Genomic DNA, 20,714 nt, shown 5'->3' with positions numbered 1-20,714 from the left:
TTACGTTGTCATGCGACATTTTCGTCTCCGTGTGGTCTAACCGACGTATTTCACTCTCACTTTTTTCGGCAGCCCGTCAGTGGGATGCTGTTGTAACCAGGAATGTTCATCAGGGGTTCACATGCAGGGCACAACAATTAAACTCTTAACGGGCGGTTTGCTGATGGTAGCGGCGGCCGGTTATGTGCAGGCAGAAGCGCTCCAGCCTGATCCGGCCTGGCAACAAGGGACCTTAGCGAATGGGTTGTCGTGGCAGGTGCTGGCCACGCCGCAGCGTCCCAGCGACCGTATCGAAGTCCGTCTGTCCGTGAATATTGGCTCGCTGAGCGAAAGCACTCAGCAGAGCGGTTTCAGCCGTTTTATTCCCCGTCTGGCGTTGACGCAAAGCGGCAGCCTGCCGACGATGCAGGCGCGCTCGCTGTGGCAGCAGAGCATTGACCCGAAGCGTCCTCTGCCGCCGGCCATCGTCTCCTACGATTACACGATGTTTAATCTCAGCCTGCCGAATAACCGCAACGATCTGCTGAAAGAGGCGCTGAGCTGGCTGGCGGACGCCAGCGGTAAACTGACCATTACGCCTGAATCGATCAATCACGCGCTGCAGGGCAGCGACATGGTGGCGACCTGGCCGCTGGATACCAAAGAGGGCTGGTGGCGCTATCGCCTGAAGGGCTCCACCATGCTGGGCCACGATCCCGCCGCGCCGCTGAAGCAGCCGATCGACGTGGCGCAGCTGAAAGACTTTTATCAAAAATGGTACACCCCTGACGCCATGACGCTGATCGTGGTGGGTAACGTCGACAGCCGCAGCGTCGCTGAGCAAATCAGCAAGACCTTTGGCGATCTGAAGGGTAAGCGGGAAACGCCGGCGGCGGTGCCGACCTTATCGCCGCTGCCCACCGTGCCGGTCAGCATCATGACCAGCGCCGTGCGCCAGGACAAACTGTCCATCATGTGGGACGCCCCCTGGCAGCCGATCCGCGATTCCGCAGCGCTGCAGCGCTACTGGCGCGACGACCTCGCCCGCGAAGCGCTGTTCTGGCACGTGCAGCAGAGCCTGAGCAAAAATAACGTCAAGGATATTGGGCTTGGTTTCGACTGCCGGGTGCTCTATCAGCGCGCGCAGTGCGCCATCAATATCGAATCGCCGGGCGAGCGCCTGAATAACAACCTGAGCGTGGTTTCGCGCGAATTGGCGAAAGTGCGCGACAACGGCCTGCCGCAGGAGGAGTTTGACGCGCTTATCGCCCAGAAAAGCCTCGAGCTGCAGAAGCTGTTTGCCACCTATGCGCGCACCGATACCGACATTCTGATGAGCCAGCGCATGCGCTCCCTGCAAAATCAGGTGGTGGATATCGCGCCGGAGCAGTACCAGAAGCTGCGTCAGGAGTTCCTCAACTCCCTGACGGTGGACATGCTGAACCAGTACCTGCGTCAGCAACTCTCTCAGGATATGGCGCTGGTGTTACAGCAGCCGAAAGGCGAACCGGAATACAACATGAAGGAGCTGCAGGCCACGTGGGAAAAACTGATGGCGCCGAGTCCGGCGAGTCCGGCGGCCGCAGCGACCAGCGGCAGCGCCGATACGGTTGACGCCCACAGCGAGGCCAGCGACATCCCGTCGGGGCAGTAACCTGACGCCTCTCCGGCGCGCCAGCGGCGGCCGGAGAGCGCTTACAGGTGAGGATTATTGCGGCATCGCTTCCCGCGGGATGATCGCCCCGCGATACTGGATCACCGTGCTGGCGGTCAGATGTCCGCGTCTGGCGGCGGATTCAGCATCGCCGCCGGTCAGGCGAACGGCCAGATAGCCGGCGCTGAAGGAGTCGCCGGCGGCGGTGGTATCCACCACCTTCTCTTTGGCCAGCTTGACGGCCGGCACTTCCCGCAGCGGTTGCCCGCTAACCGAGACCAGGCAGGCATCCGCTCCGCGCTTCACCACCACCTCTTCCACGCCGGCGGCGTGGGTGCGGGCGATCACCTCGGCGACCGGTTTTTCCCCCCACAGCGCGTCTTCATCGTCGAGGGTCAGAAACGCGATATCGGCGCAGGCGAGCATCTCCTGATAAACCTGCTGCGTCTCCGCCTGGCTGACCCACAGGCGCGGGCGATAGTTGTTGTCGAAGATCACCTTGCCGCCGTTGGCGCGGCACTCACGCAGCAGCGTGAACAACGTTGCACGACTGACCGGGCTGAGAATGGCGAGGCTGATACCGCTCAGATAGAGATAGTCGAAAGTGGCCAGCTCTTCGCAAATCGCCGCTGCGCGATCGCTCTCCAGCCAGAATTTTGCCGCCGCCTCGTTGCGCCAGTAGTAGAAGGTGCGCTCGCCGGCGTCATCGGTTTCAATGTAATACAGCCCCGGCAGGCGGTCGGCCATCCGCTGGATAAGATTGATGTTGACGTTTTCCTGCTGCCAGCTGTCGAGCATCTGCTGGCTGAACGCATCGGTTCCCAGCGCGGTGACGTAGTGGACGCTCAGCGCGCTGGCATCTGTCTGCCGCGCGATATAGACCGAAGTGTTTAAGGTATCGCCGCCAAAGCCGCGGTTAACGGCCCCGTTCTTCTCTGACAGCTCAATCATGCATTCGCCAATGACGGCAATTTTTTTAGACATAGCCAGAACCTGCAATGGAATCGATATAAGCGCTAGTGTGCGCTGCGCTGTTTTGCTGGTCAATCATATTAAAACATCGTTCCATTATTTTTTTGACCTGACGCGCGTAATGTGACGAAAAGCGCATTTCCAGGAGAAACGCCGCTTTTTGACTATATTCAGGACTGACGTGATGCAAAAGGAGCGGAGTAGGGATGAGCAGAACCCGTAAAACGTTGGTAATCATCACAGGAACGATACTGTTGCTGATCGTTCTCTTCTTTATCGTGCTGGCCACCTTTGACTGGAACCGGCTGAAGCCGACGATCAATCAGAAAGTGTCTGCCGAGCTGAACCGCCCGTTCGCCATCCGCGGCGATCTCGGCGTGGTCTGGGAGCGTCAGCCGGAGGAGCGCGGCTGGCGCAGCTGGATCCCGTGGCCCCATGTGCACGCGGAGGATATCGTGCTGGGCAATCCGCCGGCCATTCCCCAGGTGACCATGATCCACCTGCCGCGGGTGGAGGCGACCCTCGCCCCGCTGGCGCTGCTGAGCAAAACGGTGTATCTGCCGTGGATCAAGCTGGAACGGCCCGACGTGCGGCTGATCCGCCTGGCGGAAGACAACAATAACTGGACCTTTCAGCTGGCTGGCGATCGGCGTGCCGCGGGGGACAGCGCCCCCTCCAGCTGGTCTTTCCGCCTCGATAATATTCTTTTCGACCGCGGGACTATCGCTATCGATGACAAGATCACCCGCAGCGATATCACCATCCTCGTCGATCCTCTAGGCAAACCGCTGCCGTTCAGCGAAGTCACCGGCACGCAGGATCGGCAGAGCGCGGCGAAACCAGGCGACTACGTCTTTGGTCTTTCGCTGAAGGGCCGCTACAAGGGGCAGCCGGTCACCGGCAACGGTAAAATCGGCGGCATGCTGGCCCTGCGCAGCGCAAGCACGCCTTTCCCGCTGCAGGGCGACTTCCGCTCCGGCAATACGCGGGTGGCGTTTAGCGGCACGGTCAGCGACCCGCTCAACGTCGGTGGCATTGACCTGCGGCTGAAATTCGCCGGCGATTCGCTGCGCGACCTCTACGACCTGACCGGCGTGCTGCTGCCGGAGACGCCGTCGTTCTCCACCGACGGCCACCTGCGCGCCGACTTTAAGCAGAAAAACCGCATGCGCTTTGACTATCAGGATTTTAACGGCCGGATCGGCGATAGCGACATTCATGGCTCCCTGACCTATACCACTGGCAAACCGCGACCGAAGCTCAGCGGCGACATGGAGTCGAAGCAGCTGCGGCTGGCGGATCTCGGGCCGTTAATCGGCGTCGACTCCGGCAAAGGGACGAAGAAAAGCGCAGCGCGCCAGGCGGGCGACCGACCGCAGCCGGCGGGTAAAGTGTTGCCGGCGGACCGCTTTGAAACCGATAAATGGCAGGTGATGGATGCCGATGTGCGCTTTAAGGGCCGGAGAATCGAGCACGGCGGCACGCTGCCGATCAGCGATCTGGCGACCCACGTGATCCTGGAGGATGGCGACCTGCGCCTGCAGCCGGTGCGTTTTGGCCTGGCCAACGGGTCGATTGCCGGCAGCGTGCACCTGCAGGGCGATAAAAAGCCGCTGCAGGGTGAGGCTAATCTGCAGGCGCGGCGCCTGAAGCTGAAGGCGCTGATGCCGAACGTCGAGATGATGCAGAAAACCCTCGGCGAGATGAATGGCGACGTTCAGCTGCGCGGCAGCGGCAACTCGGTGGCGGCCCTGCTCGGCAACAGCAACGGCAACCTGAAGCTGCTGATGAACGACGGCCTGATCAGTCGCAACCTGATGGAAATTCTCGGCCTTAACGTTGGCAACTACCTGATCGGCCAGATTTTTGGCGATGAGGAGGTTCGGGTGAACTGCGCGGCGGCCAATATCGACGTGACCAACGGCGTCGCCCGGCCGCAGATTTTTGCCTTCGATACGGAAAACGCGCTGATCAATGTAACCGGGACCGCCAGCTTCGCCTCCGAGCAGCTGGACCTGACCATCGATCCGGAAAGCAAAGGCTTCCGGGTGATCACCCTGCGTTCCCCGCTGTATGTTCGCGGCACCTTTAAATCGCCGCAGGCGGGGGTGAAGGCCGGGCCGCTGATTGTCCGCGGCGCGGTAGCGGCGGCGCTGGCCACCCTGGTGACCCCGGCTGCCGCGCTGCTGGCGCTGGTTTCTCCGGCGGAGGGCGATAGCAACCAGTGCCGGACCATTTTGTCGCAGATGAAAAAGTAGGAGAGCGCCCTGACGCCAGCGGCGTCAGGGCGAAGGATCATAACGACTGGTGGCGGGTCTCGTGGGTCAGCAGCAGGGCGATCAGCGTCAGCGCCGCCATCGCCGCCAGATAGGTGCCGACCGCCGCGAGGCCATAGTTGCCCTGCAGCCAGGCGGCAATGTACGGCGCCACCGAGGCGCCGAGGATCGACGACACGTTATAGGAGAACGATGCCCCGGTGTAACGCACTTCCGTCGGGAACAGCTCCGGCAGCAGCGCGCCCATCGGGCCAAAGGTCAGTCCCATCAGGCTTAAGCCCAGCAGCAGGAAGGCGAAGACCAGCAGCGGATTGCCGGAGCCCAGCAGCGGTTTAAAGGCGAACAGGGCGAACAAAATAATCATCGTGGTGATGATAATCATGCTCTTACGACGACCAAAGGCATCCGCCAGCAGGCCGGCGATCGGCACCATCACGCCAAAGCCAATCACTGCCATCATCAGCATCCACAGCACTTCGTTACGCGGCAGGCCCAGGCCATTCGGCGCCGCGCCGGTGCTGAAGGTCATCGAGTAGACGGTCATGATGTAGAACAGGGTATAGGTTGCCAGCATGATGAAGGTGCCCAGCACCGTCACGCGAACGTGTTTGGTCAACAGGGTACCCAGCGGGATTTTGACCTGTTTTTTTGCCGCCGCCACTTTGGCGAAGACCGGGGTCTCATGCAGCGAAACGCGAACATAAAGACCGATGATCACCAGCACCGCGGAGAAGATAAACGGCACACGCCAGCCCCACTCCATAAACTGCTGATCGGTTAACAGCCAGGAGAGCAGCAGGAAGGTGCCGTTGGCGAAGAAGAAGCCGATCGGCGCGCCCAGCTGCGGGAAGGAGCCGTACAGGGCGCGCTTGCGCGCCGGGGCGTTTTCCGTAGCCAGCAGCGCCGCGCCGCCCCATTCCCCTCCGAGGCCAAGTCCCTGACCGAAGCGCGCCAGCGCCAGCAGCATCGGCGCGACAATGCCAATGCTTTCATAGCCGGGCAGCAGGCCGATCACCACGGTGGAGATCCCCATGGTTAACAGCGAAGCCACCAGGGTAACCTTGCGGCCGACGCGATCGCCGAAGTGGCCAAACAGCGCGGAGCCGATTGGCCGGGCGACGAAGGCGATGGCGAAGGTGGCCAGCGATTGCAGGGTGGCCGCGGCGGCATCGCCCTGCGGGAAGAAGATATGCGGGAAGACGATGACCGCGGCAGTGGCATAAATGTAGAAGTCGAAAAACTCAATGGCGGTGCCAATGAGCGAGGCGACAACGACTTTATTGCGTGAGTTGACCGGGGCGGTTTCCTGCGTGTTTTCGAGTGTGGTGGCTGTGGCTTGCATAGATCTTTCTTATTTTTGCGCGAACGAAAAGCCATATAGCCACAGCCACAGGGACATTTCAATCTGTAACAAACGAGGGGAATGCGCAAAAAAGCGGCAAAAAGCGGATAATTTTTACGCCAGAAAAAATAGTTCTATGAAATGCTTCACACAATTAAAAGGATAGAGAATAAAACCAGTTTTTCGTTAAATAAAAGTTACGCGCTGGATTTATCTGCTGAAATCAAGCGCGAGGATGAATTTTGCCTCTTTTATTCATCCTCGCAATACGTCAGCGGTGGGTTTTGCCCGGCATCCGTCGGTCGTCTTTATACTCCGCGGTGGCGATCCACGCGGCGCAGAACAGCGTCAGGCGGGCAAAGAAATAGAAAAAGGCCATCAGCCCGAGCACCGATCCGAACGCCGCCCCGGAGGGGGATTTCACCAGCGCCGGCAGCGTCCAGGTCATGACGATTTTGATGATTTCAAAGCCAATCGCCGCGATAAGCGTGCCGCGAAACAGGGCCTTGCGCCGCGGACGATGGCGCGGCAGCCGCCAGAAGATCCAGAAAAAGAGCAGATAGTTGGCAAAAATAGAGATGGCGAGACCGATCAGCCGCCAGGCGGGTTTCAGCCATTCAATATTGTCCAGATACAGCGCGGAGATAATCAACTGCTGGGCGGAACCGGCGACAGAGGTGATCGACAGCGTAATAATCAGCGCCACCAGCAGACCGATCAGCGAGATAAGATCGCGGAAGTATTTTATCCAGATTTTCTCCTCGTCCTGCGGCCGGCGCTCCCAGACGTCGCGTGACTGAGCGCGGATCGCTTCGCGCAGGTTGCCCATCCAGTTAATACCGGAATAGAGCGCCACCAGCAGGCCGACCACACCGACGGCGGTACGCTGCTGCACCGCGGTGTTGATGGTGTTTTTCAGCGTCGCCGCCAGCGTCGGGTCGCTGACGTTTTGCAGAATTTTGTCGAAAATGTCCTGCAGCAGGGTCGGATGCCAGGCCAGAACGAAGCCGGCGGCGGCAAATGAGACCATCAGGATCGGGATCATCGACAGGAACGAGAAATAGGTGATGGCCGCGCCGAACTGATTTCCCAGCCGGTCGTTGAAGCGCTCTGCGGCGCGTAGCAGGTGGGCGATCACCGGGTTGCGCTGCACTTTAGCCGCCGTTCCGGTGACGGTCTTCAGCGCCTGGCTGGCTTTTTGGCCGACGGCCGTGTCATTGAGGGCGTCGAGGGGGCTTTTGCTTTTCTCCGGCTGCGTGTCCGGTTCCTGTGGTGGGCGTCGATCGTCGTTTTCCGGCGTCATACGTAATTTCTTCCTTTTTTACCGCGAGATTCAGCAAAAAGTATACCTTAAATGCCGTATCCTGCAGGAACGCATCTGCCCGCCCCCCGTTCACCCTCCGCGCGGATCAATCGACGTAATCTTTCATCAGCCCGCCCAGCCACTCCATAAACAGATGCACGCGGCGGGAGAGATTGCGCCGGTGCGGGTAGATAAGCGAGACCGGCAGCGGCTCAGCGCGGTACTGGGGCAGGATCTCGATCAGTTCGCCGGCGCGTAACGCCTCGCGCACGCCGGTGCGCGGCACCTGAATAATTCCCAGCCCGGCGATACAGGCCGCCTGATAGGTTTCCGTGCTGTTGACCGTCAATATGCCGCCGCTTTTTACCCAGCGCACGGCGCCGTCGATCACCACCTCGAAGCCGGAAGGACGGACCCCGAGAGTGCTGGCGTAGTGGATCAGGGCATGATCCGCCAGATCCTCCAGGGATTGCGGGTAGCCAAAACGGGCCAGGTAGTCCGGGCTGGCGCAGTTAATTTGCGTCAGCTTGCCCAGCGGGCGGGCGATAAGCCCGGAGTCTTTGAGCGCGCCGACGCGCACCACGCAGTCAAACCCCTCGCGGATCACGTCCACCAGCCGGTCGCTGCTGCTCAGCTCCAGTTCGATGCCCGGATACTGCTGCAAAAAAGTCGGCAGATGCGGGATCACCAGCTTTTTGGCAAAACCGACCGGCATATCCACCCGCAGCCGACCGCTGATGCTCGCCGGATCGTGCTGGAACATCCCGTCCAGTTCGTCGAGATTGCTCAGCAGATCCTTCGCCCGCTCGTAGTAGACCATCCCATCCTGGGTGAGTTGAACCCGACGGGTGGTACGGTGCAGGAGCCGCACGCCAAGATGGCTTTCCAGGGCCTGAATCTGCCGCGAGACGCTGCCTTTCGGCAGCGCCAGGGTCTCGGCGGCGCGGGAGAAGCTCTCCAGATCCGCTACGCGAATGAATAACTGCATTGCATGAATTTTATCCATGCTCATGGCCTATTGTTGTTGTGAATGAAACAGTAAAACGTAATGTAGCGTATTTATTGTTTTACTGGCAGTTAATAAGCTAGGACACAATCACAACGCAACCTGAAAGGGGTCTTCTGATGACACAACGTATCGCTTTAGTGACCGGCGGCAGCCGTGGCCTGGGTAAAAACGCCGCGTTGAAGCTGGCGGCGAAGGGAACCGACATTCTTCTGACCTATCACAGCAACCGCCAGGCGGCTCTTGATGTGGTGGCGGAGATTGAGCAAAAAGGGGTCAAGGCGGCAGCATTGGCGCTGAACGTCGGCGATTCCTCAACATTCGACGCCTTTGCCAGCGAGGTGGCGCAGGTGCTGGCGCAGAAGTGGGGACGCACTACCTTTGATTATTTACTGAACAACGCTGGGATCGGCCTCAACGTCCCCTTCGCCGAGACCAGTGAAGCGCAGTTTGACGAGCTGATGAACATCCAGTTCAAAGGGCCGTTTTTTCTGACCCAGCGGCTGCTGCCCCTCCTGCAGGACGGGGGGCGGATCCTTAATGTCTCCAGCGGCCTGGCGCGCTTTGCCCTGCCGGGCTATGCGGCCTACGCCGCGATGAAGGGGGCGATGGAGGTCCTGACTCGCTATCAGGCGAAAGAGCTGGGCGGACGGGGGATATCGGTGAACATCATCGCGCCGGGGGCCATTGAGACCGATTTTGGCGGCGGGGAGGTGCGTGATAACGCCGAGGTGAATCGGCATATCGCCGCCCAGACCGCGCTGGGGCGCGTCGGGCTACCGGATGATATCGGCGACGCCATCGCCGCCCTGCTCAGCGATGAGCTGGCGTGGATGAACGCGCAGCGTGTGGAAGTCTCGGGAGGGATGTTCCTCTGAACCCCGCTGTCGTCAGACCGTGAGCGGCGGCGCGCTAGGGCGCATCGCCCTCCGCGCGCAGCCGACCGAACAGCCAGTCGTTGTGCCAGCGTCCGTTGAGCCAGTAGTTCTCCCGCAGCTCCCCCTCCAGCCGGAACCCGGCTTTGAGCAGTAACTGCTTAGACGCCTCGTTGCCGGCGGTGACGGTGGCGGTCAGGCGGCGGACGCCGCCGGTGGTGAAGGCGTAGTCGCACAGCGCGCGCAGCGATTCGTAGCCGTAGCCCCGGCCCTGCGCCGCCGGGGCGAAGAGAAAGCCGACCTCGGCTATGTCGCGCTGATGATGTAGGTAACCGGTGAGGCCGAGCGGGGTATGGGTCAGCCTGTCGCGCACCACCAGGCACAGCCAGTGTGCATCCCCGGGCGTCCACGGCGGCAGCCGCGAATCGAACGCCTCGCGGATGGCCGCCTGCGGCCGGGGGTCGGCCACATAGAGCATGACCTGCGGATCCTGCTGCAGGGAAAGAAAAAACGACCAGTCGTCCAGCTGCAGCGGTGAGCAGCGCAGGCGCGGCGTCAGAAGTTCAGGCATAAGCGTCATTCCGGGCAGGGCGAATCCCCTGAACATAGCAGGAGAAGGCCGCCGGGAACAGCCCGACTAGGTTGGCTCACCGTACAGGCCAATCAGCCGGCGCACCACGCCGTTGGTCCAGCCGAAGCCATCCTGCAGGGGATACTCCCCGCCGCCGCCCTCATGCGGCACGCCGGTGGCGATGTGGTATTTCTCAATCAGCTTGTGGTGCTGCTTGTAGAAGTGGTTGACCGTCTGCAGCCAGCTCCAGGCGATCTCATCTCCCAACGGATCCTGACCGTAGCGTTTAAATCCCTGCACCGCCATCCACTGCAGCGGCGCCCAGCCGTTGGGTTTATCCCACTGCTCGCCGCTTTCGTATTCGGTGGCCATGATCCCTCCGGGGGTGAGCAGGCGGGCCCGCACCGCATCGGCAAGGCGTTCCGCCTGTTCGTGGGTCGCCAGGCCGACGTAAAGGGTGACAATGCTGGCGGCGGAAAACAGCGCCAGCTGTTCGCGGCGCCAGTCATAATCGCGAAAACAGCCGTTCTCATCGTCCCACAGGTAGCGGTTAACTGCCGCCCGCCGATCCTGAGCCTTCTGGCGGAAGGCTGCTTCCGTCTCGCGATCGCCCTTCAGCCCGGAGAGGTTGGCGATGGTCGTCTCCAGCTTGAACAGGAAGGCGTTCAGGTCGATGGGGATAAACTGCGTGGTACGGATACTGGCCAGCCGCGTGATATCCCGCAGCCAGCGGCTGGAGTAGTCCCAGCCGGACGCGGCGCCCGCCCGCAGATCGCGGTAGACTTCATTAGCCGGCCGTCCCGAGTGGCGGGCGGTCTCCACGTCCTCGCGCCACGATTCATCCCGCGGCGTGTCCCGATCGTCCCAGTAGCGATTGAGCAGGGAGCCATCCGGCATGCGCACCACGTGCCGATACGCCTGATGCGGGATCAGCGACTCGGCGCCGTCCATCCAGAAGGCGTGCTCCATCTTCAGATGATCCAGATAGCGCTTCGCGCCGCGCACGCCGTCCTCTTCAAAAAGTTCGACCATCAGGGCGAACACCGGTGGCTGCGAGCGGCTGAGGTAGTAGGTGCGGTTGCCGTTCGGAATATGACCGTAGGTTTCAATCAGCCAGGCGAAGTTATCGGCCATGCATTTCAGCAGATCTTCCCGGCCGCTCTCCGCCAGCCCCAGCATGGTGAAATAAGAGTCCCAGTAATAGGTTTCGCTAAAGCGGCCGCCGGGGACGATATAGGCCTGCGGCAGCGCCAGCAGCGACGACCAGGGGATATGATCCTGAGGCTCGCGGGTCAGCACCGGCCACAGCTTATCGATGTGCTCTTTCAGCGTCAGGTTGGGGTCGGAGGTGTAAACGTCGGTCTGGCTCTCCGGCAGCCAGAAGTTGTCCTCAACGAACTGCCGTAGATCGAAATCGGGCTGACGTTTGACCTTCCGGTAGTTCCGCAGGATGTCCAGCGGGTCGTGCTTCGGCGCGCAGTCGGGAAACGTTTTGCTGTCGGCAAAAATGCGTGATTTCTGCACGTTGGTAAACAGCTCAAGATAGCGATCCGCCGGGGTGAGGGCGTCAGACGCCGGAAGCCCCTCGATCACCTCAGGCTCCGGTTCAGCGTCAATCATCTCATCCAGCTTTAATTCGTACGGATCGGCTTCGTAGCAGGGATCGATGTCGATCCTTAACTCGTCGTCTTCAACGTGGCGTAATTTCTGGCTGAACATAGCGATACGGACCTCCGGATAGCGTGAGTTCGCGGCCGGGCGTACCCGGCCTTGTCTTTTAAGCGTAGACAGTCGCTTCGGTGAGTGTGAAGCAAACTGTGCGTTAGATCACGCTTTTTCGCCTGCAGGGGACGCCGTGATTTTTAAGTAACGCCTTGATAAATCATTAATAAGTCCGCGCTTGGGCGAAGATAAAATTCGGAGCATTCATTATGCAACAAAATTTTATCCCGGGGCGCTCACTCCCACGCCGCCTCCAGCATCTCCAGCAGCTGTTCGCTGCTCAGGCTGACCGGATTGGCCTTCATCGATGAGGAGGTGCTGGCGGCCAGCGCCGCCGGCTCCAGCGCGTCGCGCGCCACGCCGAGGTCGCGTAGGGTGCCGAGACCGGCGCGAAGGCTCCATTCCCGCAGACTGTCCCAGACCCGATCCGCCGGAACCTCCAGCCCGTCGGCCAGCCAGCGGCGAACGTCGTTGAAGCGCTGGCGCAGGGCGGGGTCGTTTATCTGCGACTCATTCAGCGCCAGCCCAAACGGCAGCAGGCTGCCGCACAGGGCACCATGCGAGGCGCGGCTCAGGCCGCCCAGCGGGCCGGCGAGGCCGTGGATCACCCCCAGCCCGGCGTTGGCCAGCGCCAGTCCGCCGCACAGGCTGACCCAGGCCATCTCGTCGCGGCTGGCCGGGCACTCTTTTTCCATCAGAACCTTCAGCGCGCGGATACCCCGCGGGATCGCCTGTTGACAGAGGGCGTCGGTGAAAGGGGTAGCCCGGCTGCAGAGCCACGGCTCTATCACCTGGGTCAGGGCGTCAAGGCCGGAGCTCAGGGTGATACTCCGCGGCGCGTTGTCGGTTAGCGCCGGGTCGACAATCGCCAGGTCAGGCAGCATCCGGTCGTCGCGCAGGCTCACCTTCCGCTGCTGTTCCGGAACGTTGATCACCGCATTTTTGGTAACCTCCGCGCCCGTCCCGGCGGTGGTGGGGATCGCCACGAACGGCAGGGGACTGGCTTCCAGCTGACGGCCCGTTCCCACCACCTCCAGATAGTCGATCACCGGGCCGGTGGCGGGGACCAGCGCCGCAATCGCCTTACCGGCGTCAATCACCGCGCCGCCGCCGAGGCTGACCACCGCCCTGATCCCTTTTTCGCGCGCCAGCTGGACGCCCTGCTCAATATCGCTAAGCCAGGGTTCGCGACTTATCGCCAGCGTCGTGACTGCAAGCTGCAGCGCCTCCAGCTGCTGGCGGAGAAACGCCGCCCGCTTCGGGCTGGCGCCATGCACCAGCAGAATGGGACCACCCTGCTGCGCCAGCCAGGGGGCGGCGCTCTGGGCCTGACCGCGGCCAAAACGAATATTGGCGGGCATCAAAACGGTAAAAGGGGTCAACATGTCGGATTCCTTTTCGGCAAACAGGCTGGAATCAACTATACACATTATCCAGCGCTCTGCCTTGTTGCTGGCTGGCAATAGAGTAGAGTGAATGAACTGTCTTTTATGGCTGAGGAATCGCTGACGATGCTAACAATTCTGGGCAAACGCTCTTCAATCAATGTACGGAAAGTGCTGTGGACCTGCGAGGAGATCGGGCTGGCGTACCAGCAGGAGGATTACGGCAGCGGGTTTAAGCCCCTGGACACCCCTGAATTTCAGCGCCTGAATCCTAACAGCCTGGTGCCGGTGCTGCTGGACGATGACTTTGTGCTCTGGGAGTCGAACAGCATCTGCCGCTATCTGGCGCGGAAAGCGGAGCGCTGGGATCTGCTGCCCGCTGAGCCGCAGCCCGCCGCCGAGGTGGAGCACTGGATGGACTGGCAGGCGACCGAGTTCAATAATGCCTGGCGCCATGCCTTTATGGGGCTGGTGCGTGAAGATCCTCGCTTTCAGGATCCGGCGGCGATTAAAGAGAGCATTGCCACCTGGACCCACTGTGTGCGCATTGTCGAGGCGCAGTTGCAGCGTACCGGGGCGTGGATAGCCGGCGAGCGCTTCACCCTGGCCGATATCGTGCTGGGGCTGTCGGTGCATCGCTGGAAGATGACGCCCTTTGCGCATCCGGAAATGCCGGCCGTGGAGCGCTGGTATATGGCGCTCAATCAGCGCCCGGCGTTTATGCGCCATGGCAATAACGGCGTGGCCTGAGCATAAAAAAAGAAGCCCCTCAGGGCTTCTTTTTATCATCCGGCGCTCGCGTGTTAGCGCATGGTGACGAACTCTTCTGCCGCCGTCGGGTGAATAGCGACGGTATTGTCGAAGTCTTTTTTGGTAGCGCCCATCTTCAACGCCACCGCAAAGCCCTGCAGCATCTCATCCATTCCGAAGCCGATGCCGTGGATGCCGACAATCTTCTCTTCCGGGCCAACGCACACCAGCTTCATGCGGCACGGCTGGCGGTGCGAGGTGACGGCGGTGTACATCGCGGTGAAGGAGGATTTGTAGACCTTCACCGCGTCGTCGCCATACTGCTCGCGCGCCTGCGGCTCGGTTAAGCCGACGGTGCCGATAGGCGGGTGGCTGAAGACCACGGTCGGAATATTGTTGTAGTCCAGATGCTCTTCCGGCTTGTTGTTAAACAAGCGTTCGGAGAGGCGACGGCCTGCGGCCACGGCCACCGGGGTCAGTTCGACGGCGCCAGTGTTATCGCCCACGGCGTAGATGCCCGGCACGCTGGTGTTCTGGAACTTATCGACGATGATGTAGCCTTTATCGTCGGTTTTCACGCCGGTAGCCGCCAGGTTGAAGTTATCGGTCGCCGGTTCGCGGCCAATCGCCCAGATCAGGCAGTCAACGGTCTGGCTGCGGCCATCTTCCAGCTCGAGGGTCAGGCTACCGTCGGCATGCTTCACCACCGCTTTCGGGATGGCGTTGGTATGCAGCTGCGGACCTTCGGCGTTCATCACTTCCACCAGCGTGTCGACGATCAGCGGATCGAAGCTGCGCAGCGGCGCGTGCTTACGCACGAACAGGTGGGTTTCAGCGCCGAGGCCGTTAATCACCCCCGCCAGTTCAACGGCGATGTAGCCCGCGCCGACCACCGCCACGCGCTTCGGCAGCGCCGGCAGTTCGAAGAAACCGTCGGAATCAATACCGTATTCCACGCCCGGAATGTTCGGGTGGCTCGGACGGCCGCCGGTGGCGATCAGGATATGATCGGCGGTAATGGTCTCGCCGTTCACTTCCACGGTGTGGGCATCGACAAAGCGCGCAAACCCTTTGATCACGTCGACGTTATTCTTACCCAGCACGTTGTCGTAGGAGGTATGAATGCGGTCGATATAGGCGCTGCGGCTGGCGACCAGCTTCTCCCAGTCGAAATGGTTGATGGTGGTATCGAAACCGTAGTCCGGGCCGTAAAGATGAATGGCTTCGCGGATCTGCGCCGCATGCCACATCACTTTTTTCGGCACGCAGCCGACGTTGACGCAGGTGCCGCCCAGCGCTTTGGCTTCAATCAGCGCGCACTTCTGGCCGTACATGGCCGCACGGTTAATCGAGGCGATACCGCCGCTACCGCCGCCGATGGCGAGGTAATCATAATGTTTGCTCATGCCCATATGTCCTTAATCGTTGATTGCCGCGATTGTAGCGCGAGGCGTAAAAGGTTCCACCGATGGTTGCGATTACTCCGGCACGATCCAGCTGACGGTCGTGTGACCGGTACCGGCCGGCACCAGCTTGCTGTGTAGCCACGGCAGCACATTGTTCATCTGCTGCTCCAGCTTCCACGGCGGGTTGATGACGATCATCCCGGAGGCGGTCATGCCGCGCTGGTCGCTGTCCGGACGCACCGCCAGCTCGATTTGCAGAATTTTGCGGATACCTGTGGCTTCTAAATCTTTGATCATGCGTTTTATTTGCGCGCGCAGCACCACCGGATACCACAGCGCGTAGGTGCCGGTGGCGAAGCGTTTATAGCCTTCGTTAATCCCGGTCACCACCGCCTGATAGTCGGTTTTAATTTCGTACGGCGGGTCGATCAGAATCAGACCGCGGCGCGAGACCGGCGGCAGCTTAGCTTTCAGCTGCTGGTAGCCATCGGCTTTATCGACGCGCGCGCGGCTGTCTTTCTGGAACTCGGCGCGCAGCAGCGGGAAGTCGCTCGGGTGCAGCTCGGTCATCTGCAGGCTGTCCTGCTCGCGGAGCAGCTGGCGGGCGATCAGCGGGGAGCCCGGGTAGTAGCGCAGCTGGCCGTTACGGTTGAAGTGTTCGACCACCGAAATATAGGGCTCAAGCTCTGCCGGCAGGTCGTCCTGCTGCCAGATTCGGGCGATGCCTTCGAGATACTCGCCGGTACGCTCGGCGTGCTCGCCGCTCAGCTGATAGCGGCCCGCGCCGGCGTGGGTGTCCAGGTAGAGAAACGGTTTTTCTTTCTCTTTCAGCGCTTCGATGATCAGGCTCTGAACGGTGTGTTTGAGGACGTCGGCGTGGTTGCCTGCGTGAAAGCTGTGGCGATAACTGAGCATGGATGCAGAGATTCCGGGAAATAAACAAGTTAACCGATAGTTTACCGCAGATCGGCCGAGATTACCGCTGCGCCGCCGCGCTGTTTCATTTCTGCCAAAAGCGTTGCAAAACATAACGCTGTCATAAAAGCGTCAAACGGCCGCGCTAGCGTCGGATACAGGCAAGGTAATTGTTTGAATAAAAGGAAAAATAATGAAAAATCAACTCTCGCTGCTGGCCGTGGCGCTGCTGCTGGCGCAACCGGTTCTGGCTAAAGACATCCCGCTGAACAGGGCGGCGGCCCTCGCCAATCGCGTGACGCCGGCTGCCTCCAGCCAGGCGTATGACGATCTTGAGCAACAGGCGCTGGCGCAGCTGCGCCACGCTCTGCAGGGGGATGCCGCCGCGCTGACACGCGATCGGCTGGCGCACGCGAAACAAAACAAAACCCAGGCCGATACCGTCTGGCTGAAGGCCAGCGGCTATGACTTCCAGACCCGGACCAATCAGCAGGCGGGCATTGCGCTGCTGTCGGCGTTCAGCAGCCTGCCGGAGACCGTCGTGCAGCAGAATCTGGCGACGGTCACCGCCATTAACCGCGACGCCGTACAGACCACCCGCCGTCAGGCGCTGGCCGATGCGGAAGGGATTAGCTACCTCTACTTCCTCAGCGACGCGCTGGGGCCGCGGCTGGGCAACGCGTTTCTGACCGCCTATGACCAGGGCGCGCTGGGGAAAGCGGCGGCGCTGATCAAAGCCTCGGAGGTCAGCACCGGCGAGGCGAAAAAGCACTACAACAATCCGCGGCCGTTTCTGGTGCAGGGCAACACCATTCACCTGGTGCCGGACGACGTGGTGGTGAAGGATAACCAGCCCTATACCGCCGACGGCGGCTCGTTCCCCAGCGGTCACACCAACACTGGCTATACTGATGCGCTGCTGCTGGCGGCGATGATCCCGGAGCGGTTCGACGCACTGGTGGCGCGCGGCGCACGCTATGGCTATTCGCGCATCGTGCTGGGTGTCCACTATCCCCTGGATGTGATCGGCTCGCGGATGGTGGCCGAGCGCAACGTGGCCCATTATCTTAACGATCCGCGCTACCGGGTATTATTTAACGAAGCCCGCGATCAGCTGCGCGCCGCGCTGGCGAAAGCCTGCGGCACATCGCTTGCCGAGTGCGCGAAGAGCAGCGTGAAAGACGATCCCTGGCGCGATCCGGCGATGCGTGATTTCACTCGTTTCACCATGACCTACGACCTGCCGCGGCAGACGGGGCCGCAGCCGCGCCTGCAGGTGCCGGAGGGGGCGGAAGTGCTGCTGGAGGCTGCCCTGCCGCAGCTGTCTGCGGCCCAGCGTCGGGCGCTGATGGTCAATACCGCGCTGCCGGCGGGCTACCCGCTGTCCGGCGCCACCCCCGAGCAGCAGTTCTGGCAGCGGGTAAATCTGTCGGCGGCCTGGGAAATGGCGCAAAAAGGGCATTAATGCGGTTTCCGGCACGCTGCACCGCGTGCCGCGTTTTTCCGGCAACGGGCGGACTTATCGCAGCAATACCCAGGCTGACGCACCGCCCGTCATTGAAATTCCCCCAACTATCCCCCATTCTAGATCTCATGCATAAGCGCCGGACGCGCGCTTCACTCACCCTTTTCAACAGGACAGCGCATATGACCAATCCATTACTGACGCCTTTTTCCCTGCCGCCTTTTTCTGCGATCAAACCAGAGCACGTGGTCCCCGCGGTCACCAAAGCGCTGGAGGATTGCCGGGCCGCAGTGGAAAGCGCGGTGGCGCACGGCGCGCCGTATAGCTGGGAAAATCTTTGCCAGCCGCTGGCGGAAGTGGACGATGTGCTGGGACGCATCTTCTCGCCTGTCAGCCATCTCAATTCGGTAAAAAACAGCCCGGAACTGCGCGAGGCCTACGAACAGACGCTGCCGCTGCTCTCCGAGTACAGCACCTGGGTCGGCCAGCATGAAGGCCTGTATAAAGCCTACCGCGACCTGCGCGATGGCGATAACTACGCCACGCTGAATACCGCGCAGAAAAAAGCGGTTGATAACGCGCTGCGCGATTTCGAATTATCCGGTATTGGCCTGCCGCCGGAGGCGCAGAAACGCTACGGTGAAATCGCCGCGCGCCTCTCTGAGCTGGGCAACCAGTACAGCAACAACGTCCTTGACGCCACCATGGGCTGGAACAAGCTGGTGACCGACGTCGCCGATCTGGCCGGTATGCCGGAAAGCGCGCTGGCCGCCGCTCAGGCGCAGGCCCAGGCCAAAGAGCAGGAAGGGTATCTGCTGACTCTGGATATCCCGAGCTACCTGCCGGTGATGACCTACTGCGACAATCAGGCGCTGCGCGAAGAGATGTACCGCGCCTATTCCACCCGCGCCTCCGATCAGGGGCCGAACGCCGGGAAATGGGATAACAGCCCGGTGATGGCGGAGATCCTCGCTCTGCGCCACGAGCTGGCGCAGCTGCTGGGCTTTGACAGCTACGCCTTTAAATCCCTCGCCACCAAAATGGCGGAGGATCCGCAGCAGGTGCTCGACTTCCTCACCGACCTGGCAAAACGCGCCCGTCCACAGGGCGAAAAAGAGCTGGCCCAGCTGCGCGCTTTCGCTAAAACCGAGTTCGGCGTCGAAGAGCTGCAGCCGTGGGACATCGCTTACTACAGCGAAAAACAGAAACAGCATCTCTACAGCATCAGCGATGAGCAGCTGCGCCCCTATTTCCCGGAAAACAAAGCCGTTAACGGTCTGTTCGAAGTGGTGAAGCGCATTTATGGCATTACCGCCAAAGAGCGTACCGATGTCGACGTGTGGCATCCGGAAGTGCGCTTCTTCGAGCTGTATGACGAACACAACGAGCTGCGCGGCAGCTTCTATCTCGACCTGTATGCCCGCGAGCACAAGCGCGGCGGGGCGTGGATGGACGACTGCGTCGGCCAGATGCGTAAGCTGGATGGCTCCCTGCAGAAGCCGGTCGCCTACCTGACCTGTAACTTCAACCGTCCGGTCAACGGCAAACCGGCGCTGTTCACCCACGACGAAGTGATCACCCTGTTCCACGAGTTCGGCCACGGTCTGCACCACATGCTGACCCGCATCGATACCGCCGGGGTTTCCGGCATCAGCGGGGTGCCGTGGGACGCGGTCGAGCTGCCGAGCCAGTTTATGGAAAACTGGTGCTGGGAGCCGGAAGCGCTGGCCTTTATCTCCGGTCATTATGAAACCGGTGAACCGCTGCCGCAGGCGCTGCTGGAGAAAATGCTGGCGGCGAAAAACTACCAGGCGGCGATGTTTATTCTGCGCCAGCTGGAGTTCGGCCTGTTCGATTTCCGCCTGCATGCGGAGTACAAACCGGAGCAGGGAGCGAAAATCCTTGAGACCCTGGCGGAGATTAAAAAGCAGGTCGCCGTGGTGCCGGGGCCGACCTGGGGCCGCTTCCCGCACGCCTTCAGCCACATCTTCGCTGGCGGCTATGCGGCAGGTTACTACAGCTACCTGTGGGCCGACGTGCTGGCGGCAGACGCCTTCTCACGCTTCGAAGAAGAGGGGATTTTCAACCGTGAAACCGGTCAGTCGTTCCTCGACAATATCCTGAGCCGCGGCGGTTCCGAAGAGCCGATGGAGCTGTTCAAACGCTTCCGCGGGCGCGAGCCGCAGCTGGACGCGATGCTTGAGCATTACGGGATCAAAGGCTGATTGCTACGTGAAGATCTGCTTAATTGATGAAACGGGCGCCGGAGACGGCGCCTTATCTGTTTTAGCCGCCCGCTGGGGGCTGGAGCAGGATGACGATAACCTGATGGCGCTGGTGTTGACCGCTGAGCATCTGGAGCTGCGTAAGCGCGATGAGCCTAAGCTTGGCGGTATCTTCGTCGATTTCGTCGGCGGGGCGATGGCCCACCGGCGCAAGTTTGGCGGCGGCCGCGGTGAAGCGGTAGCCAAAGCGGTGGGCATTAAAGGCGATTATCTGCCGGATGTGGTTGACGCCACCGCCGGCCTGGGGCGCGATGCCTTCGTGCTGGCGTCGGTCGGCTGCCGCGTGCGGATGCTGGAGCGCAATCCGGTGGTCGCCGCGCTGCTCGACGATGGTCTGGCCCGCGGCTATGCCGATGCGGAAATCGGCGGCTGGCTGCAGGAGCGGCTGCAGCTGATCCACGCCTCCAGCCTGACGGCGCTGACCGATATCACCCCGCGTCCGCAGGTGGTCTACCTCGACCCGATGTTCCCGCATAAGCAGAAAAGCGCGCTGGTGAAGAAAGAGATGCGCGTTTTTCAGTCGCTGGTGGGGCCTGATTTAGACGCCGATGGCCTGCTGGCCCCGGCGCGCCAGCTGGCGACCAAACGGGTGGTGGTAAAGCGCCCGGATTACGCGCCGCCGCTGGCGGAAGTCGCCACGCCGAACGCGGTGGTGACCAAAGGGCATCGGTTTGATATCTACGCCGGCACACCGGAGTAATATTACGCCGTGGTGGTATCTCCCGGATAGCGGCGCAACGCGCCTTATCCGGGCTACCGCATTGTAGCCCGGCTCAGCGTAGCGCAAGCCGGGAACCGTAATATTTGA

General features: G+C 61.2%; 16 protein-coding genes. 7 read left to right on the top strand and 9 right to left on the bottom strand.

Annotated features, from left to right (window positions below):
• Positions 1-121: 121 nt before the first annotated feature.
• Positions 122-1,633, top strand: a complete 1,512-nt coding sequence (locus CE636_RS13755; RefSeq protein ID WP_004204964.1) for a M16 family metallopeptidase — start codon at positions 122-124, stop codon at positions 1,631-1,633.
• 54 nt (positions 1,634-1,687) lie between these two features.
• Here the strand turns inward: CE636_RS13755 and CE636_RS13750 are convergent, their stop codons facing one another.
• Positions 1,688-2,617 (bottom strand): sugar kinase, encoded by a 930-nt coding sequence (locus tag CE636_RS13750; protein WP_017900003.1) that lies wholly within the window; start codon positions 2,615-2,617, stop codon positions 1,688-1,690.
• A gap of 194 nt (positions 2,618-2,811) precedes the next feature.
• Here CE636_RS13750 and CE636_RS13740 point away from each other — a divergent pair, with 194 nt between their 5' ends.
• Positions 2,812-4,863, top strand: coding sequence for an AsmA family protein (locus tag CE636_RS13740; protein ID WP_017900002.1), 2,052 nt, complete (start codon positions 2,812-2,814; stop codon positions 4,861-4,863).
• Positions 4,864-4,900: 37 nt separating this feature from the next.
• Here the strand turns inward: CE636_RS13740 and CE636_RS13735 are convergent, their stop codons facing one another.
• From CE636_RS13735 to CE636_RS13725, 3 genes are all read right to left on the bottom strand, one after another.
• Positions 4,901-6,223 carry an MFS transporter gene (locus tag CE636_RS13735; protein ID WP_017900001.1) on the bottom strand — a complete coding sequence of 441 codons (1,323 nt, stop codon included), beginning with the start codon at positions 6,221-6,223 and terminating at the stop codon, positions 4,901-4,903.
• Between the two features lie 271 nt (positions 6,224-6,494).
• Positions 6,495-7,526 (bottom strand): inner membrane protein YhjD, encoded by a 1,032-nt coding sequence (gene yhjD, locus CE636_RS13730; RefSeq protein ID WP_004204960.1) that lies wholly within the window; start codon positions 7,524-7,526, stop codon positions 6,495-6,497.
• Positions 7,527-7,632: 106 nt separating this feature from the next.
• Entirely contained in the window at positions 7,633-8,532 is a 900-nt protein-coding gene (locus tag CE636_RS13725; protein ID WP_004204959.1) for a LysR family transcriptional regulator, read from the bottom strand.
• A gap of 119 nt (positions 8,533-8,651) precedes the next feature.
• On the opposite strand from CE636_RS13725, the gene CE636_RS13720 reads away from it, so the two are divergent.
• Entirely contained in the window at positions 8,652-9,410 is a 759-nt protein-coding gene (locus CE636_RS13720) for an SDR family NAD(P)-dependent oxidoreductase (protein WP_017900000.1), read from the top strand.
• Between the two features lie 34 nt (positions 9,411-9,444).
• On the opposite strand, the gene CE636_RS13715 is transcribed toward CE636_RS13720, so the two are convergent.
• The 3 genes from CE636_RS13715 to CE636_RS13705 form a co-directional block, all read right to left on the bottom strand.
• The gene (locus tag CE636_RS13715) at positions 9,445-9,978 is read right to left on the bottom strand and encodes a GNAT family N-acetyltransferase (RefSeq protein ID WP_017899999.1); all 534 of its coding nucleotides are present in this window, start codon (positions 9,976-9,978) and stop codon (positions 9,445-9,447) included.
• Between the two features lie 66 nt (positions 9,979-10,044).
• Positions 10,045-11,697 (bottom strand): alpha,alpha-trehalase, encoded by a 1,653-nt coding sequence (locus CE636_RS13710; protein ID WP_017899998.1) that lies wholly within the window; start codon positions 11,695-11,697, stop codon positions 10,045-10,047.
• A 239-nt stretch (positions 11,698-11,936) separates the two neighbouring features.
• On the bottom strand, positions 11,937-13,085 hold the full coding sequence (locus tag CE636_RS13705; protein WP_017899997.1) for an iron-containing alcohol dehydrogenase: 1,149 nt from the start codon (positions 13,083-13,085) through the stop codon (positions 11,937-11,939).
• A gap of 126 nt (positions 13,086-13,211) precedes the next feature.
• Between CE636_RS13705 and CE636_RS13700 the strand changes: the two genes are divergently transcribed.
• A complete protein-coding gene (locus CE636_RS13700) occupies positions 13,212-13,835 on the top strand; it encodes a glutathione S-transferase family protein (protein WP_032447035.1) in 624 nt (207 codons plus the stop codon).
• A 53-nt stretch (positions 13,836-13,888) separates the two neighbouring features.
• On the opposite strand, the gene gorA is transcribed toward CE636_RS13700, so the two are convergent.
• Both gorA and CE636_RS13690 read right to left on the bottom strand, forming a co-directional pair.
• Positions 13,889-15,241, bottom strand: a complete 1,353-nt coding sequence (gene gorA / locus CE636_RS13695; RefSeq protein WP_004204946.1) for a glutathione-disulfide reductase — start codon at positions 15,239-15,241, stop codon at positions 13,889-13,891.
• A gap of 72 nt (positions 15,242-15,313) precedes the next feature.
• Positions 15,314-16,156 carry a 23S rRNA (adenine(2030)-N(6))-methyltransferase RlmJ gene (locus CE636_RS13690; RefSeq protein ID WP_004204945.1) on the bottom strand — a complete coding sequence of 281 codons (843 nt, stop codon included), beginning with the start codon at positions 16,154-16,156 and terminating at the stop codon, positions 15,314-15,316.
• A gap of 193 nt (positions 16,157-16,349) precedes the next feature.
• On the opposite strand from CE636_RS13690, the gene CE636_RS13685 reads away from it, so the two are divergent.
• The 3 genes from CE636_RS13685 (at position 16,350) to rsmJ (ending at position 20,606) form a co-directional block, all read left to right on the top strand.
• Positions 16,350-17,621 carry an acid phosphatase gene (locus CE636_RS13685; protein WP_017899995.1) on the top strand — a complete coding sequence of 424 codons (1,272 nt, stop codon included), beginning with the start codon at positions 16,350-16,352 and terminating at the stop codon, positions 17,619-17,621.
• Between the two features lie 182 nt (positions 17,622-17,803).
• A complete protein-coding gene (gene prlC, locus CE636_RS13680; RefSeq protein ID WP_004204943.1) occupies positions 17,804-19,846 on the top strand; it encodes an oligopeptidase A in 2,043 nt (680 codons plus the stop codon).
• Positions 19,847-19,853: 7 nt separating this feature from the next.
• Entirely contained in the window at positions 19,854-20,606 is a 753-nt protein-coding gene (rsmJ, locus tag CE636_RS13675) for a 16S rRNA (guanine(1516)-N(2))-methyltransferase RsmJ (RefSeq protein WP_004204942.1), read from the top strand.
• The last annotated feature ends 108 nt before the right edge of the window (positions 20,607-20,714 follow it).

The sequence above is a fragment of the Klebsiella sp. LY genome (genome assembly GCF_004010915.1).
Lineage (GTDB): Bacteria > Pseudomonadota > Gammaproteobacteria > Enterobacterales > Enterobacteriaceae > Klebsiella > Klebsiella quasipneumoniae.
The sequence above is the reverse complement of the archived record's forward strand: the minus strand, read 5'-3'. Positions and strand labels throughout refer to the sequence as shown.